Raw genomic sequence first — 16,528 nt, forward strand, 5'->3', positions numbered from 1 at the left:
TACGTCACAATTTATGGATTTTGTGTCAAAAACAACACTCTATTAGAAAACAGCCTATGGTAAAAACTTGGCCCGCGGATTATTTTTATAACTTACATCGCCTAGTATAACACGGACTCATTTTTGACCATACAAAAAGCCTTGGCGGTTCCAAGACTTTTTCACTCCCATATTGTTACAGGTCACAGACTGATGTTTACCTGCTGTTCGTTTTCTTCCGTGTAGCGCTTATAAACCCATTGCAGAAAGACAAGCTCACGTTCATAAAGTTCCCTGCCCAGCTGCTTTTCCGTACTTTCTCTTACCTGCAAAAAGCTTTCCATAACACTGAGAGCCCCCCTCAATAAACTGCGCTGCTGTCACCATTATTGTACTGCTAATCTCCCATGGAATCAATACTTAAAGTTCAAATTTACAAAATATACAGATAATCGACAAACTTCGACATATTTTTTACTGTTCCTGCTGTTTTTGCTCTTCCAACTGACTTTCCAGATCGGAAATCCGGGCACGCAGTTCATTTATATCTTCTCTTGTTGCAATGCCGAGATCTTTGGCCATTTTCTGTGTTTGTTCATACTGTTTGGTGTTCCACTCATCTGTTTTCATTTCGCCTTTATCCATAAAATTGCGCATGACCGTTCTCGCCTGTTCCTGTGTCAGTTCATTTTTTTCTACCATTTCATTCAATCGTTTATCCAATTTTTCCTTACCGGTAACGGCTGCACCAAGCCCCAGAAGAAATCCTTTTTTAAGAAAGTCGCTCATGATCAGCACTCCTTTACTTTTTATTTGATAACGTAAGCATTTTATTCAACATAACCAAAATCCAGATCAAACGCAAGCTAATATATTATGTTGTCTCAATGGTCCCACATTCGGTTTAACTTTTGCAAACACCCAATACTATCATCATATCATACATTTCCCTTATCATGATTGAGTTAAACGCATTGGACATGCTCTGTTAGATATATTCAGCTGCAGATTCAAATATGAACATGATTAATAAAAAGTTGATAACTGCATAAAAATGAAGCAAGTCTTATTTTATGTAGTCAGTCGCCATTACTTCCGATATAATGAAGATTAAGAGGTTTGGGAGGGGGAAAATATATCATGAATCATAACTCGTATAACACAAGTGACCATCTAAAGTTCATTATCCCGTCACTTTTGGGAATATTCCTATTCATGACGCCGGTCAGCGCTGGTGATGGCTTGACCATTCCGATTGCTGTGTTAGCCGGCTGGGTGCAGACTGCACTTTCAGGACAGCTTTCTGCGATTATGATGATTATCATTGTTCTGACAGCAGTTTTGACGGTCATCGCCAAAATGAAGGGGCCAGATGCATTTTCCGGAACGCCTTTTTTTCATGAGCTGTTTTACAAAAGCACTTTTTGGACAGTAACACGTGTGGCAGCAGCAATCTTTGCTGTCATGGTACTTTTCAGGCTTGGGCCTGAGGCTGTCCATGGCGCCAACACAGGACAGCTTTTATTGGGTGATTTATTACATGTTTTGTTTGCTGTTTTTTTATTTGCCGGATTATTTTTGCCCTTATTGATGAATTACGGGCTGCTCGAACTGTTCGGCACGCTGATGACCAAAATCATGCGCCCATTGTTCAAGCTGCCTGGCCGGTCATCGATTGATTCGCTCGCATCATGGATCGGCGACGGCACTATCGGAGTACTGCTGACAAGTAAACAGTATGAAGAAGGCTACTACACCAAGCGGGAAGCTGCGGTAATCGGGACAACATTCTCCGTCGTTTCGATTACATTCACGCTTGTCGTTGTCAGTGAAGTCGGCCTTGGTCATATGTTTGTACCCTTTTATCTGACAGTTATTTTCGCAGGGTTTATCGCAGCACTGATTATGCCGCGGATCCCGCCATTATCCCGAAAAGCCGACACGTACATTAGTGAGTCGGCTGGCGGTATAGACGAGGACATCCCTGAAGGAGATAATGTTTTCACATACGGCTATAGAAAAGCGTTGGACAGAGCAGGAAAAGAGACAAGCGTCTTTAAGTTTTTTAAAGAAGGCGGTCAAAACATTCTTGATATGTGGATGGGTGTTGCGCCAATTGTCATGGCATTTGGTCTGATTGCCCTGATTATTGCCGAATTCACACCATTGTTTGGCTGGCTCGGAATGCCGTTCATTCCGCTTTTGGAATTAATGCAGGTGCCATATGCGGAGGCAGCGTCCGAAACGGTGTTAATCGGATTTGCTGATATGTTTCTGCCGGCCGTGATCGGGGCATCGATTGAGGCTGAAATCACCCGGTTTATTATTGCAGCAGTATCCGTCACCCAGCTGATCTATATGTCAGAAGTCGGCGGGCTTTTGCTCGGCTCTAAAGTCCCGGTGTCACTAATAGAGTTATTTGTTATCTTTTTGCTGCGAACCATTATAACATTGCCGATTATTACACTTTTTGCACATATGATATTTTAAGTAAAATAGAAAAACACCCCGTCCACTAAAAAGGTGGTGGGGTGTTTTTCTACTGCATATAACTATAAGGGGGTCATTTATCATACGCATTTAACGGAATGTTTGTTTCACCACTTGGCTAATTTTTTCTGTGTTTAATGCGATATTTTTCGGAACTTCCTTATCAACTTCTTCGTCTTCCGGGGCTTTTTCCACAAGTTCCTGATGATATCCGGTCTGCTCGGCCATTTGCTGCATGAATTCATAAAAGCTGTGACTTTTATCCGGACCAGCATGGTAGATTCCGGTAACATCATTTTGGACAAACTCTGTCATGACCTTGGCCAGGTCCTCGACATGGACAAATGTCCGGATGAGATCATCACGAAACGCTTCCGTTTTGCCCAGTTGTAATTGAGAGGCTAATTGATCGGTTTGTTCATCGATTTTGCCGATTTTATTCTCCCCATATATTGGACCGACACGCAAAATAACGTAATTGCTTAAATCTTGCGTAATGAAATTTTCCGCTTTAACTTTAGCATTTGCATAGGTGCTTAACACATGTTCACCCGGAAGTTTTGACGTCGAATCATCTTCAGTGTATGGTCCATACCCATCTGCAAAAACAAAATCTGAAGATACATAGACGAGTTTTGTTTGCGGAGTGATATGGGTGATCAGATGCCGCAGCCCTTCCTGAATCAGTTCATCCTCATCCGGGCCGCTCATGACTGACCAAACGACGACATCCGGTTGTGTCTCCTTATAGAATTCCGAAAAGGACTCGGGATCGTTGACATCCACCTTATACAAATCATCAAATGCAGCCGGTTCTTTCAGATACGTTCCTACAACATCTGTGTGCGGTGTTTCTTTCAATAATTGATAAACCGATGCACCTAAATAGCCACTTGCGCCAAATACACATACTTTCATTGGTTTCACCTTCCCTTTTTAAGAGATTGCCAGTTTATGCACTCATGTCCTCACCATATTGCTGTCGTTGTTGTCTGTATTTGTTTTTCAAAATTGACAGTCTACCTTCAATTGCCGGCTGCCAGATGCCCTGTACGGGTCTGCTGGATAAGGCGAGCACAATCAGCGCCGACATGACAGCAAGGCCGATCAAATCGATCACATGATTGACAGCAAACCAATCGGCTTCCCGGAAAAACTGGACAAAAAACCCATGCAATAAATAGACATAAAGTGTACGCGTTCCCAAAACGGTCAGTTTGCTGCGTTTTTCAGGCATCCAGGCTAACACACTGGCTGCCATGAGCGCAGATGTTATATAAACAAACAGCCTTGCTATAATGCCATATTCAGGCAAGCCTAAAGTGCTGTATGATTTGGATGCAAGCAGCCAGCCGGTATTAAAGTCCGGGGCAACGTAAATCGCTCCCGCTACAACAGCCATCACAACCAAAGCGGCCACCCGCAGCTGAATCTGTTTCAGCCACTTAATCTGTGTCTGCGTCACCCAGTAACCCATAAGGAAAAATGGGAAAAAGACGAAAGTGCGCGATAAGCTGAACATATGACCGACTTCGCCAAAATAGCCGACTATCAGCCCGATGCCAACCGAGATGGACAGCCCCATCGCAGCCGGCATTTTTTTGAACAGAATCAGCAGCATGTGCCAGCTGAATAAACTGAACAAAAACCACAGTGCCCAGTGGGGGTAAAACATCTCCAGCTGCCAGCCGTCTTTGCCGATCAGAAAATAGTAACCTGTATAGATAATCTGGAAAATCAAATATGGTATCAATAACTTTTTAGCTAATTTCGTGATATAACTCATATTCCCGGCACCTTTTGCAAAAAAACCTGCCAGGAAAATAAAAGCAGGCATATGGAACGTATAAATCCAGAGGTAAAGCGTATTTACACCTTGGGATCCATCCACAAAAGGCTGAATAACGTGACCAAACACGACCAAAAATATCAAAATCAATTTAGCATTATCAAAATAAGCATTCCGTTCCACGTTCTTTCATCCCTTTACGTTTAAATTCCATCCGTCTTCCTATAACACTATACCCCATATGAAGCCGAGTTACGTTAGGTAAACGGCATTTGTTATTGAAACGTAAATGGAATGAAAAGAATGACATTATTTTGCCACTTTCTTCTTTTCCTTAGGTGAGGAAGCTGTTTTCTCTTTTGTTTTTGGATTTTTATCTTTCTGGGCTCGATTAAGGGATTCCTGAAGCGCATCCATCAAATTGGTGACATTATCCGGCTGTGGTTTTTCGGTTGTTGTTGTCACCTCATCCCCTTCTTTCTTCGCTTCGATCAGTTCCATTAAGGCTGTCCGGTATTCGTCCTTATATTTTTCCGGGTCGAATTCCGCTGACATTTGATCGATAAGCATTTTTGCTGTTTCGAGCTCTTTTTCAGCATTGTCGGTTTTTGCTGGAACATTCGGCACATCTTTGACATCCCGCACTTCATCCGGATAATGAATTGTTTCGACAACGAGTGTATTCTCATAAATCCGGATGACGGCGAGCTGCTCTTTTGAGCGGATCATCATTTTGGCAATACCTATTTTTCCGGTATCTTCCAGAGCTGACCTGAGAAGGCCGTATGATTTTGCTCCACCTTCATTCGGTGAGAGATAATAGCTTTTCTCAAAATAAATTGGATCAATCTCGTCCAAACTGACAAAATCCATTATTTCAACCGCTTTATCCGCCTGCTCCTTTTTTAAATTCTCCAATTCCTCATCATCAAGCACGACAAATTTATTTTTGGCATATTCATACGCTTTAACAATCTCGTCATTTTCCACTTCCCGGTCGCAGTTCGGGCACACTTTCTGATATTTGACCGGAGTCTGGCACTCCTTATGAAGATTCCGCAATTTCACATCTTTGTTTTCGGTTGCGGCGTGCATTTTCACCGGAATATTTACAAGCCCGAAGCTGATCGTACCTTTCCACATCGTGTGCATAAAAAAGCCTCCTTTTTCGTATAGTTTGGCTTCCAGAGCATGAATTTATCCAGTTGTGCGGGGGAATTTATGGGGAGAGGTGATTGACGTGAAATTAATGAAGCCGATTGCAAGCAGCGGGATTCCTGACAGCGGAAATTGGATTTATGAAGTGAAATACGATGGCTTCCGCTGTGTGCTGGAGTGGAATACTGAATCAATCCGGTTAATCAGCCGCAATGATGTTGAATTAAGTGCGAATTTCCCTGAGATTATTGAAGGGTGTAAGGCTCAGCAATCACGGGTCAAGGACTATTTGCCGCTTAAAATCGACGGGGAACTAGTTGTTTTAAATAACAGCTATCAGGCGAATTTTTCGTTGATTCAAAAGCGCGGCCGCCTGAAAAAGAGTGATGGCATTAGGGAAGCTGTTGCTGCACGGCCAGCCAGTTTCATGGCGTTTGATTTGCTTATGTGCGAGGGTGCTCCGTTTGCCGATCAGCCATATGACCAGCGGAAGAAGAAACTGTTGGATATTTTTGGTCATGAGGATAAACTGGGAGCGTGTCTTCATTATGTTGGCTATACAGAAAATGCAAACGCGCTTTGGAAGGAAGTGTTTGCACATAAAGCGGAAGGGATGGTTGCCAAGCGCAAAAAAAGCCGGTATCAGCCGGACAAAAAACATCATGATTGGTTCAAGATCAAAAATTGGCGAACGATTGAAGGGTTTCTGACATTTTACAATCCGAAAAATGATTACTTTACCGTTTGTGTTTACCGGAATGATGATGTCATGGAAATTGGCAAATGCAAACATGGCCTTGAGGAAGAGGCATTTGCGACGCTAAGAGAGTTATTTTTGTCTAAGGGGGCTGAGGAGAAGTACGGATGGCGACTGCCGCCCGCCATTTGTGCTGAAATACGTACACTGGATTTGCTGAAGGGTGAGCTGCGTGAACCTGAATTCAAACGGCTTGCCCCGGATAAGTCAGCCGCCGACTGCACGCAGGAACAATTGCAGCTTGATTTGGGTATGCTGCCTGAGACTGTTGAAGCATCTAACACCGATAAACTATTTTGGCCGTCACCGGGACTGACGAAAGGCGATCTTCTTGTTTATATGCGGGAAATTGCACCGTATATGCTTCCGTTCCTATGCGAGCGCCTGCTCACAATCATCCGTTCCCCGGATGGCGTGAATGATGAATCATTTTTTCAGAAGCATTTGCCGGACTATGCACCGGATTTTATCAAAGGCGTTGAACGTGATAATGAAATGCTTTTTATCTGCAATGATCTGGATTCGCTCATCTGGTTTGCCAATCACGGAACAATCGAATACCATATCCCATTTCAGACGGTTCATAATGAAAATCCACTTGAGATCGTCTTTGATCTTGATCCGCCCGGAAGAGAGCAGTTTTTGCTTGCAGTGAAAGCCGCGGGGCTGCTGAAACAAATACTGGATGATCTTCACCTCGTATCGTTTGTCAAAACGTCCGGCGGAAAAGGGCTGCAAGTACATATCCCCCTCCCTGCCGACAGCATGACGTATGAAGAGACGGGGGTGTTCACTCAGGCGATCGCCTGGACACTAGAAAAGAGTAACCCTGATATATTTACGACAGAGCGGTTTAAAAATAAGCGCGGCGATCGGCTATATATTGATTACTTGCAGCATGGAGAAGGTAAAACGATTGTCGCGCCTTACTCCCCACGGAAGCGGAATGATGCTGCAGTTGCCACCCCATTGTTCTGGAATGAAGTTAATGATGATTTGCGTCCCGATATGTTCAGGATCGATAATGTGGCAGAGCGCGTGCAAGAGATTGGCTGCCCGTTTGCAGACTATTTTACGGCGGGTGAAAATCAAGTGTTGGATGATGTACTGGCGATGATTCGAGATTGAAGATTTTCGCGGAGGCCGAAAACCGGCTGATTGGAGGATGCGGCTATTGTGAGAGTTTGGGTGGCGCTCTCGCACGTTTGGGTGGCGCTCTCGCACGTTTGGGTGTTTTGCGCCTCCGCATCTCGGCGCAAAACACCAAACAAAGAAGCCGCTCATCCAGGAGCGGCTTCACAATAATTCATTAAACGGCTGTTTCCTGCTCAATTGCTGTTTTATCATTGTACGTTTTCAGGTTTAGTTTTTTCATGACGCGTGATGTCAGCGTGCCTGTAAGCATTGCGTCGTTGACATTTAATGCGGTACGGCCCATGTCGATCAAGGCTTCAATCGAAATCAATAGACCGGCCAACGCAACCGGCAGCCCCATTGATGAGAGCACGATCAGTGCTGCAAACGTTGCGCCGCCGCCAACACCTGCTACACCAAACGAGCTGATGCCAATAATCAGGACAAGCTGAATAATGAATTCCGGTGTGAGCGGATTTATTCCAACTGAAGGTGCAATCATGACAGCAAGCATCGCGGGATAAATGCCTGCACAGCCATTTTGCCCGATGGTAGCACCAAATGATGCTGACATGTTCGCGATTCCCTGATCAACACCAAGCGAATTCCGTTGTGCCTGAATATTCAACGGGATCGTTCCGGCACTTGAGCGTGAAGTGAATGCAAAACTTAATACCGGCAAAACCTTTTTCAAATAAGTCACCGGATTCAAGCCAAACACGCCAACCAGCACAAGGTGGATAATGAACATGGCAATCAGAGCTGCGTAGGATGCAATCACGAATTTGCCGAGTTCCATAATCCCGGCAACATCTGTTGTTGCAACTGTTGTTGCCATCAGTGCCAGAATGCCGAATGGCGTCAAGCGCAGAACCAGTGTCACGATACGCATCACTACTGCGAATATGGCGTTGACACCTTTTGTGAATAATGCTGCTTCATCCGGTTTTTTCCGGCGCAGACCCAAAACAGCAATACCGACGATCATTGAAAAGATGACAATCGCAATAACCGATGTAGGACGGTCCTGTGTCATATCCTGAAATATATTTGACGGAATAAAACTCAGGATCTGCTCAGGGATCGTCATTCCCTCTACATCACCGAGCTGTGACTCCATTGCTGAACCACGCTCCTGTTCAGCCTGCCCCGCTTCAATTTCACTTGCATCCAAATTAAATAACGCTGCACTGCCAATACCGATAAGTGCCGCTACCATAGCGGTTGATACTAGAAATCCAATAATCCAGCCGGACATCTTCCCGAGGTCAGATGATTTTTCCAGATTGATAATCGACTGGATGATGGACACCATGACAAGCGGCACGACAATCATCATCAATAATTGGATATACCCGCTGCCCACAATGTCATACCATGCGGTTGTCCGGGTCATAACTTCTGATCCTGTACCATAGATTGCCTGCAATACAGCGCCAAGGATGATGCCAAGGCCTAGTCCGGTAAACACACGCTTGCTGAACGAATTATGTTTCAGCTGCATGCGGATTAAAAGTCCAATCAATGCTGCAAGAACTGTAACATTCAAAACAATATAGAGTGTATCCATGTTCCTTCCCCCCGCTATTACAGAATAATATATAATTATTCCGATAAAGTTAGTATACTTTAATAATATACTAGGACATGTTTAAGTGTGTCAACTTATTTTTCTTTTCGACCATCCCCCAAATGTAAAAATCTGGGATAATGTCTGACACGATGTCTCATCACTAAAAAAGCCTGAGGATCTCCCCAGGCTCACTCGATATCCGGTTTCAGTTCCAACGCCACATTTCCTTTGATGGCACGGGAAATCATACAGCCTGATTCGGCTTTTTCAATCAGTTTCTGCAGCATTTTATAGTGCTTTTCTTCTGCATCGGCCTTTAATGCGACGTATGGTTTGTGAATGATTTTTTCATATGTGAAGACGCCATTTGTTACATCGACAATCCCTTCAGAGTCGAGTGACATCTCCTTCAATGGCAGGTCTGCCCGTTCAATCATCGCGGCCAACGTAATCAAATAACATGTTGCCGCTGCACCGAGCAGCATTTCATCAGGGTTTGTTCCCACACCAGGCCCGTCCATCTCAGGCGGAATTGAAATTTTCGTCTTTAGATTACCGGCATCGATTGAACCGGCATTGTTTCTGCCGCCCGGCCAGTCTGCTTTTAAATGAAAATGGTGCTGCGTCACTTGATCACCTCAGTTAAAAATATAATTCATACCAGTACCAAGAATAACACCAATAATCACAACCTTCCATGCAGGTGTCTTCCAGAAATGCAAGAGTCCGAACAGAACTGCTGCCAGGGCAAAATCGGAGCCACCTGCGACCGAACTTGTAAATACCGGATCATACAATGCTGCCAGCAAGATACCGACAACACTCGCATTCACTCCTGTCAAAACTCCCTGAAAGCTTGAGCGCTGGCGCAGTTCACTCAGAAAAGGGAGTGCCCCGACAACCAATAGAAACGACGGGAGAAAAATGGCGATGGTTGCAATGATCGCCCCGGTAATCCCGCTGATCATCGTCCCCAGATAACTGGAAAAGGTAAATAAAGGTCCTGGTACGGCCTGCGCCATTCCATATCCTGCCAAAAACTCACCGCCAGTCAGCATGCCATTCGGTACAACTTCCTGCTCCAATAATGGCAGCACGACATGCCCCCCGCCGAACACAATCGAACCGACACGAAAGAAAATATCGAATATCGTGATATATGTATTTGAAACAGCCTGTGAAACGATAGGAAGGCCCATCAGCAGGACAGCTAAAATCAACAGAGAGGCAATTCCCTGTTTTTTGCTGATTGATACTGAAAATGGCTGGATGTTTGATCCCCCCTGACCGGAGAATACGAAATAGCCGAGAACCGCAGCACCGATAATTATCCCGATTTGCACCATGGCAGATGGGAAAAACAGCATGATCGCTGCAGCAGCCAGTGCCACTGCAATCCGCGGCTTATCAGGTGTCAACTTTTTACCGAGTCCGATAACAGCATGCGCAACGACAGCAACAGCTACAATTTTCAGGCTAGCAATCCATGCCGCATCCCCTAAAGCAAATGACTGATACAAAAGTGCAAATAAAACGAGCACAATAACAGACGGCACTGTAAAACCAAACCAGGAAATGAGACCGCCCAATAATCCGCCTCGCAGCATGCCGACGGAAATGCCAACCTGGCTGCTTGCCGGTCCGGGCAGAAACTGGCATAATGCGATGATATCTGCATATGTCCTGTCATCAAGCCATTTCCGTTTATCGATATATTCATCCTTAAAATAACTGAGATGGGCAACCGGACCGCCGAATGAGGTCAGTCCCAGCTTAAGCGATGCCCCGAATATTTCCATCAATGAACGCTTTCGTGTCACTTCGAAACCTCCTCTGCTTCTCCATGATAAAATAACATATATCGATCCGGAAGCCGATAAAATTTACAGAAACTTAACATTTAAAATGATAAAGTTCACAGTTTAAAGCGCGCCAGTTTTCTCCGCCGACAGCTAAACAACAATTAGAAATCCCCGCTTGCCTCCTATGCAGCGGGGATTTCTTCTCCGTTATTGCCTGTCCAATATTTCCTTCAACACTCTAGCCTGGTTATGTTCCTTATCTTTTGCTGAAAATAACAATGTCAGATTTTTATCGTGTTCTTTGGTCAAATCTTTTAGTTTCTGCAATGCTTCCTGCTGGTCGCCCTCTTCAAGCTCCTGCTTGTATTTTTGCTTGAATTCTTCATATTTATCAGGGTCATGACCGAACCATTTGCGCAAATCATTGGAGGGTCCGATTTCCTTAAACCAATGATTGAGTTGTGCGTCTTCCTTTGACAAGCCGCGCGGCCATACCCGATCGACCAGCACACGAACACCATCCGTTTGATCTGCTTCATCATAAATTCGTTTCAAATTTACCGGCATCGATTATCACTCCTTCAAAACAATTCCGGCTCAAAGATAACTTGGTGTACATTACGAGTTGTCATGCTGCGGTGTGTTTTCAGTAATCTTGTCTGATGCAAACCAGCCGGTTACGGCAATGATCACAAGGACGGCATAAAATATTATCTTCCACACTGTTGAATGTGGGAAAGCATGCGGAATAAGGCCGACCTCCTCATGTGCCAGCACGATCAGTGAAAGTTTCACACCTACCCAGCCGACAATGACAAATGCCGCTATTTCCAATCCGGGGCGCTTGTTTAACAGTTCCACAAAAATGTTTGCCGCAAACCGCATAATAATCAGACCGATCATCCCGCCGGCAAAGACGACGGCAAATTGAGCGCCATCAAGGCTGCCGACTTCAGGCAATGCTGTCTCCGGCAAGGCCACGGCAAGGGCAACGGCTGCCAAAATGGAGTCAACCGCAAAAGCCAGATCGGCAAACTCCACTTTCACAACCGTCATCCAGAAACCGCTGCCGGCCTTTTCTGCTTTTTCTTCCCCTTTCTCGTTATCTTTTTTATTTGTGAATTTTTCATATAAATTTTTACCCGATATGCCTAACAAGTAGAGTGCGCCAAGGGCTTGTACCTGCCAGACATCGACGAGAAACGAAATGATGAACAGCGAACCGAACCGCAATATAAACGCACCGGCCAGTCCGTAAAAGAGTGCTTTCTTACGCTTTTCTTCCGGAAGGTGTTTCACCATGATAGCGAGCACCAGCGCATTATCGGCAGCCAAGAGACCCTCCAGACCGATCAGTACAACAAGCACCCACAAATATTCAACCAACAGTTGAGCTTCCACTGCAATCTCTCCTTCATGAAAAATGGCCCCCACCAGCAGGCAAGGACCAAAAAAAGACCCTTACCGTCAGTGGTAAAGGTCTCGCTAACAACTATTGTTGCCAATTAAGCCGGAGATTGCCCATCTCGAAATGACGACGTTAATTGTGCAGCTACTCCCCTTCAGGAATATTCCATTTTCCGTTAGTTTCTATATCCATTAAACCGCTTATACCGTAAAAAGTCAACACTGAATGATGAAGAGTGCAATGTTTATCTTTCAGAATTGATCGTTTTAGTCTTGCCCCAGCTTCTTTTTTTATTTAAGGCACCAAATTGATTTAAACGTTATGAACGTTACTGATGACGTCTTCCATATCATTTTTCAGGCTGGCAAGGCGCTGTTGGCTTTCCTGTGCGTTCGTTCCGCACACGCCGAAATAACATTTGATTTTCGGTTCGGTTCCTGACGGGCGCAGGCAAATCCAGCTGTCATTTTCCAGGATGTATTTCACGACATTTTCCTTTGGCAGTTCGATCGGTTCTGTCTGATTCGTGCCGATTGCAGTCCGTTCACCTGCCAGGTAATCCTCAACGTACTTGACCTGCAGGCCTCCAATCTCTGTTAATGGTTCTTTCCGGATTGTCTCCATAATTGAGGCTATTTTTTCTGCGCCCTCTTTTCCTTTTAACGTCAGTGATGACATGTCTTCGAGATAATAGCCATATTTTTCATAAAGGTCGTGCAGCGCATCGAAAAGTGTCTTGCCCCGTTTCTTCCAAAAATAAGCCATTTCACAGGCAAAAACAGCCGCCTGGACAGCATCTTTATCCCGTGTAAAATCACTGATCAAATAGCCATAACTTTCTTCATAACCGAACATGAATGTCTCGCCGGTTGATTCAAATTGCCGGATTTTCTCCCCTATATATTTAAATCCTGTCAGTGTATCGATTGTCTCAACGTCATAATTATCTGCAATTTTCCGCCCGAGTTCAGAGGTGACGATTGTTTTTATCATCCGGGCATTTTTCGGCAAAGCAGAATCGCTAACTTTCAGGATATAATCCAGTATTAATGCGCCAAGCTGATTTCCGCTCAACACTGTGTACTCCCCAGATGAATCCCGGACGGCTACACCAAGCCGGTCAGCATCTGGATCTGTCCCGATTAATATATCCGCTTTTCCCTGTTTGCCCAGTTCAATGGCCATTGTAAAGGCCTGATGCTCTTCCGGATTTGGTGATTCCACGGTTGAAAATTCCGGATCTGCCACAGCCTGCTTTTCCACCACATCAACCTGATGAAATTTCAGCTGGTCCAACCCTTTCAGCACCAGGTCATGGGCTGTCCCATGCAGCGGTGTAAAGACAATCTGCAAATTTTTATCGTGCTGTTGTTCTTCGGTATCCAGCTTGGAAATTCCCGCCAGCTTCTCCAAATAGGCATTATCAATTTCCCGGCCGATCCAGTTAAGCAATTCCTGTTCTTCCAGTTCGCATTTTTCAAGATACGGCACGGTCAATTCATCTTCTGTCTCCTGGATATAACCAATGATGTCACTTGCTTCCTCAGGTGTAATCTGTCCGCCATCTTCATTGTATACTTTAAAACCGTTGTATTCCGGCGGGTTATGGCTCGCCGTTATCATGGCCCCGGCAGCCGCTCCCAAATACCGCACAGCAAATGAGAGCAGCGGCGTCGGATGGAGCGTATCAAACACATACGCCTTAATTCCATGTGCCCCAAGCACTTTTGCCGTTTCAATTGCAAATTCCTGTGACATGTATCTGGAATCATAAGCAACAGCAATGCCACGATCACGCACATCCCCGGATTGATCCGTCAAATAATTGGCAAGCCCATTAACAGCCTTCTTGACAGTATAAATGTTCATCCGGTTAATCCCCGGACCGAGCTCACCGCGCATTCCCCCGGTTCCAAAGGTCAATTCGGTATAAAATGCATCCTCCAATTTCTTTTGGTCATCAGCCATCATGTCCAGTTCCTGCTTCAGATCCGGATCAAGCTGCTCAAATGAACGCCATTTCTCATAAACATTTTTCCAGTGACTCATTACGTCCTCACCCTTCTCGACAACAATCTTTAACAGGCATTCTATCATACTTTTGGCCTGTATTCTATTTTCCATGTTTACACGTATGTCACTCAGGTAAAAATATAAAAATACCTTTCTATTAAAATCAGGAGCGGTTAAAATAGATTTAAGTGAACTTACACAGGAAAGTTGTGATGACAATTGATGCAAAAACGCTGGTTCCAGACGCTGATTGTGCTTATTCTTGTTTTTCTGCTGATTTTGCTCGTAAAGGCAGCAGACTTTATTTTTGATCCAATTTTTCAATACGTTGGCGCTGTTGCATTTCCAATCATCGGCGCGGGCTTGCTATTTTACATAACACGGCCCTTGATGCATTTACTGGAAAAATTAAGGCTGCATCGGATATTGGCAATCACAGGCGTATTTGTCCTGTTAATCGTTGCCTTGTTCATTGTCGCCAGATACATTTTTCCGATTCTGCAAAATCAATTTTCAACTCTGATCAACAATATACCAGGGTGGATTTCAGCTGTGGAAGACCTTATCGACTATTGGCAGGACAACCAAAATTCCATCCCGCCCGAAGTGAATGAAACGATCAATAACATCACTTCAAACCTGCAGTCCTATATCGAGTCAACCATGTCCTTCATTTTTGGATTTATCGGTGAGTTTATCAGTATTATTTTTGCCCTGGTGCTGATTCCGTTCTTCCTGTTTTTCATGTTGAAAGACGGTGAAAAGTTTGTCCCGTTCATCACGCAGTTTCTTGAAAAAAAGAAAGCTGACAATATCAGTACGCTGCTTTATAAAATTGATGAAGCCCTGACTTCCTACATTCAGGGGCAGCTGCTTGTCGCCCTATGTATCGGTGTCCTCCTGTATGCCGGCTATTCGATTATCGGCTTGAAATACGCCCTGACACTGGCAATCTTCGGTATGATTATCTGTGTCATCCCGTTTATCGGCCCATATCTGGCGGTTACGCCGGCCATTATCGTAGGTTTTTTTCAGGATCCGCTCATGCCAGTATGGGTGGCCATCGTTATGATTGTTGCCCAGCAGATTGAAGGCAACCTGGTATCACCGAATGTAATGGGCAAAGCGCTGCACCTTCATCCATTAACCGTCATCACCGTTGTGCTTGCCGCCGGAAGTATCGGAGGTTTGCTCGGTATGCTGTTCGCCATCCCATTATACGCAGTGGTCAAAACGATTATCAGTCACTTTTATCAGACCTATCAAAAGGCGCAAAAGGATGGGGAAGATGCATTGATATGATATAGCAGCGGTCTGTCCCCGGTAAAAACAGCGTTCGATGAGGTGGGCCGCTACTTTTTACCATGAATTTCATATACAACGGATGCCCCCACTTCATAATAGCCGATTTGTTTGTAAATATTGTTTGAAGCAGCGTTTGATTTATCTGTGTATAAACAGCAAAATTTGTACCTCTGGGTGTTACGAAGCGGATGTGCATTCGGAATCCCCCCTTCGTTTTTCATATCTGTCATACAGCCCAATTTAGTAATCCTCATCTTAACGTATTCTCTTGTTTTGTAAAGGGGAATTAGCTAAACTGTCAGGTGGGAGTGATATTTATGACAAAAGCGCAAATCGAAGCGGAAATGGCAGAACTGAAGTCGGATTATGTGCGGATCCAGGGAGACGTGGAAAAAGCTACCTCATTTGGTGTTAATACATCGACCGGCGAGAGAAAAATGATTGAGATTGAAGAGCGCCTCGCCGAACTGAACAAAAAATTGGATGAGTTGGAATAAGATTGACCGGGGTACCTGTAATGGGTGCCCGTTTTTATTGGTGCGAGGAAGCGCTTGAACCGATGTTTTGAGTTTCGCGTCCATGTTATGAAACTCGGGAACATTTTCGCGGCTTCCCGCCCATTTCCCGCCGCACACGCCCATGTTCCTGATTTCGGGAAGATGTTTTCTTTTCGGGCTGAAGTTCTACCTTTCGAGCAGAAGTTTTTCTTCTCGGGCTGAAGATCTACTTTTCGAGCAGAAGTTTTCCTTCTCGGGCTGAAGTTCTACTTTTCGAGCTGAAGTTTCCCTTCTCGAGCTGAAGTTCTGTCTCTCGAGCAGAAGTTTTCCTTCTCGGGCTGAAGTTCTGTCTCTCGAGCAGAAGGTTTCCTTTTCGGGCTGAAGTTCTGTCTCTCGAGCAGAAGTTTTCCTTCTCGGGCTGAAGTTTTATCCCTCAGGAGGAACTCTGCTCGGCAAGGCTTAAGCCGCCACTAAAAAGGGCAGCCCAACCCGGGCAGCCCTTCTTGCTCATGATTTACTTTTTCCATTACCATTATTGTTCCGCTGGTTCTCCAGTCGTCGCTGGATTTTTTTCTTTTCCTTAACCGGCGGCGTCAAGCTGACAACCGTATCACCAGGTTCCG

At 44.8% G+C, this 16,528-nt stretch carries 15 protein-coding genes; 4 read left to right on the forward strand and 11 right to left on the reverse strand.

Annotated features, from left to right (window positions below):
- Positions 1-182: 182 nt before the first annotated feature.
- Positions 183-323, reverse strand: a complete 141-nt coding sequence (locus tag VK097_RS14750; protein WP_324212562.1) for a hypothetical protein — start codon at positions 321-323, stop codon at positions 183-185.
- A gap of 130 nt (positions 324-453) precedes the next feature.
- Positions 454-768 carry a phasin family protein gene (locus VK097_RS14755; RefSeq protein ID WP_324212563.1) on the reverse strand — a complete coding sequence of 105 codons (315 nt, stop codon included), beginning with the start codon at positions 766-768 and terminating at the stop codon, positions 454-456.
- A gap of 351 nt (positions 769-1,119) precedes the next feature.
- Here VK097_RS14755 and VK097_RS14760 point away from each other — a divergent pair, with 351 nt between their 5' ends.
- Entirely contained in the window at positions 1,120-2,469 is a 1,350-nt protein-coding gene (locus VK097_RS14760; protein ID WP_324212564.1) for a YjiH family protein, read from the forward strand.
- Between the two features lie 90 nt (positions 2,470-2,559).
- On the opposite strand, the gene VK097_RS14765 is transcribed toward VK097_RS14760, so the two are convergent.
- From VK097_RS14765 to ku, 3 genes are all read right to left on the reverse strand, one after another.
- A complete protein-coding gene (locus VK097_RS14765; RefSeq protein ID WP_324212565.1) occupies positions 2,560-3,387 on the reverse strand; it encodes a sugar nucleotide-binding protein in 828 nt (275 codons plus the stop codon).
- Between the two features lie 34 nt (positions 3,388-3,421).
- Complete coding sequence (locus VK097_RS14770) at positions 3,422-4,441, reverse strand: acyltransferase family protein (protein ID WP_324212566.1); 1,020 nt, start codon at positions 4,439-4,441, stop codon at positions 3,422-3,424.
- 126 nt (positions 4,442-4,567) lie between these two features.
- Positions 4,568-5,410, reverse strand: a complete 843-nt coding sequence (gene ku, locus VK097_RS14775; protein WP_324212567.1) for a non-homologous end joining protein Ku — start codon at positions 5,408-5,410, stop codon at positions 4,568-4,570.
- A 97-nt stretch (positions 5,411-5,507) separates the two neighbouring features.
- On the opposite strand from ku, the gene VK097_RS14780 reads away from it, so the two are divergent.
- The gene (locus tag VK097_RS14780; protein ID WP_324212575.1) at positions 5,508-7,301 is read left to right on the forward strand and encodes a DNA ligase D; all 1,794 of its coding nucleotides are present in this window, start codon (positions 5,508-5,510) and stop codon (positions 7,299-7,301) included.
- Positions 7,302-7,482: 181 nt separating this feature from the next.
- Here VK097_RS14780 and VK097_RS14785 read toward each other — a convergent pair whose 3' ends face one another.
- The 6 genes from VK097_RS14785 to VK097_RS14810 all read right to left on the reverse strand — a co-directional run bounded on the left by VK097_RS14785 (position 7,483) and on the right by VK097_RS14810 (position 14,139).
- Positions 7,483-8,877 carry an L-cystine transporter gene (locus VK097_RS14785; protein WP_324212568.1) on the reverse strand — a complete coding sequence of 465 codons (1,395 nt, stop codon included), beginning with the start codon at positions 8,875-8,877 and terminating at the stop codon, positions 7,483-7,485.
- Positions 8,878-9,068: 191 nt separating this feature from the next.
- A complete protein-coding gene (locus VK097_RS14790; protein WP_324212569.1) occupies positions 9,069-9,509 on the reverse strand; it encodes an OsmC family protein in 441 nt (146 codons plus the stop codon).
- Between the two features lie 9 nt (positions 9,510-9,518).
- On the reverse strand, positions 9,519-10,679 hold the full coding sequence (gene chrA, locus VK097_RS14795; protein WP_324212576.1) for a chromate efflux transporter: 1,161 nt from the start codon (positions 10,677-10,679) through the stop codon (positions 9,519-9,521).
- A 210-nt stretch (positions 10,680-10,889) separates the two neighbouring features.
- Positions 10,890-11,249 carry a DUF488 domain-containing protein gene (locus tag VK097_RS14800; protein WP_324212570.1) on the reverse strand — a complete coding sequence of 120 codons (360 nt, stop codon included), beginning with the start codon at positions 11,247-11,249 and terminating at the stop codon, positions 10,890-10,892.
- A gap of 51 nt (positions 11,250-11,300) precedes the next feature.
- Positions 11,301-12,083, reverse strand: coding sequence for a TerC family protein (locus VK097_RS14805; RefSeq protein ID WP_324212571.1), 783 nt, complete (start codon positions 12,081-12,083; stop codon positions 11,301-11,303).
- Between the two features lie 319 nt (positions 12,084-12,402).
- Positions 12,403-14,139: a phospho-sugar mutase gene (locus VK097_RS14810; protein WP_324212572.1), complete on the reverse strand. Its 1,737-nt coding sequence runs from the start codon at positions 14,137-14,139 to the stop codon at positions 12,403-12,405.
- 183 nt (positions 14,140-14,322) lie between these two features.
- On the opposite strand from VK097_RS14810, the gene VK097_RS14815 reads away from it, so the two are divergent.
- Complete coding sequence (locus VK097_RS14815; RefSeq protein ID WP_324212573.1) at positions 14,323-15,405, forward strand: AI-2E family transporter; 1,083 nt, start codon at positions 14,323-14,325, stop codon at positions 15,403-15,405.
- 320 nt (positions 15,406-15,725) lie between these two features.
- Positions 15,726-15,905 carry an SE1832 family protein gene (locus VK097_RS14820; protein ID WP_324212574.1) on the forward strand — a complete coding sequence of 60 codons (180 nt, stop codon included), beginning with the start codon at positions 15,726-15,728 and terminating at the stop codon, positions 15,903-15,905.
- Positions 15,906-16,528 lie beyond the last annotated feature (623 nt).

The organism is Lentibacillus sp., from assembly GCF_035301675.1.
Taxonomy (GTDB): Bacteria; Bacillota; Bacilli; order Bacillales; family Amphibacillaceae; genus Lentibacillus.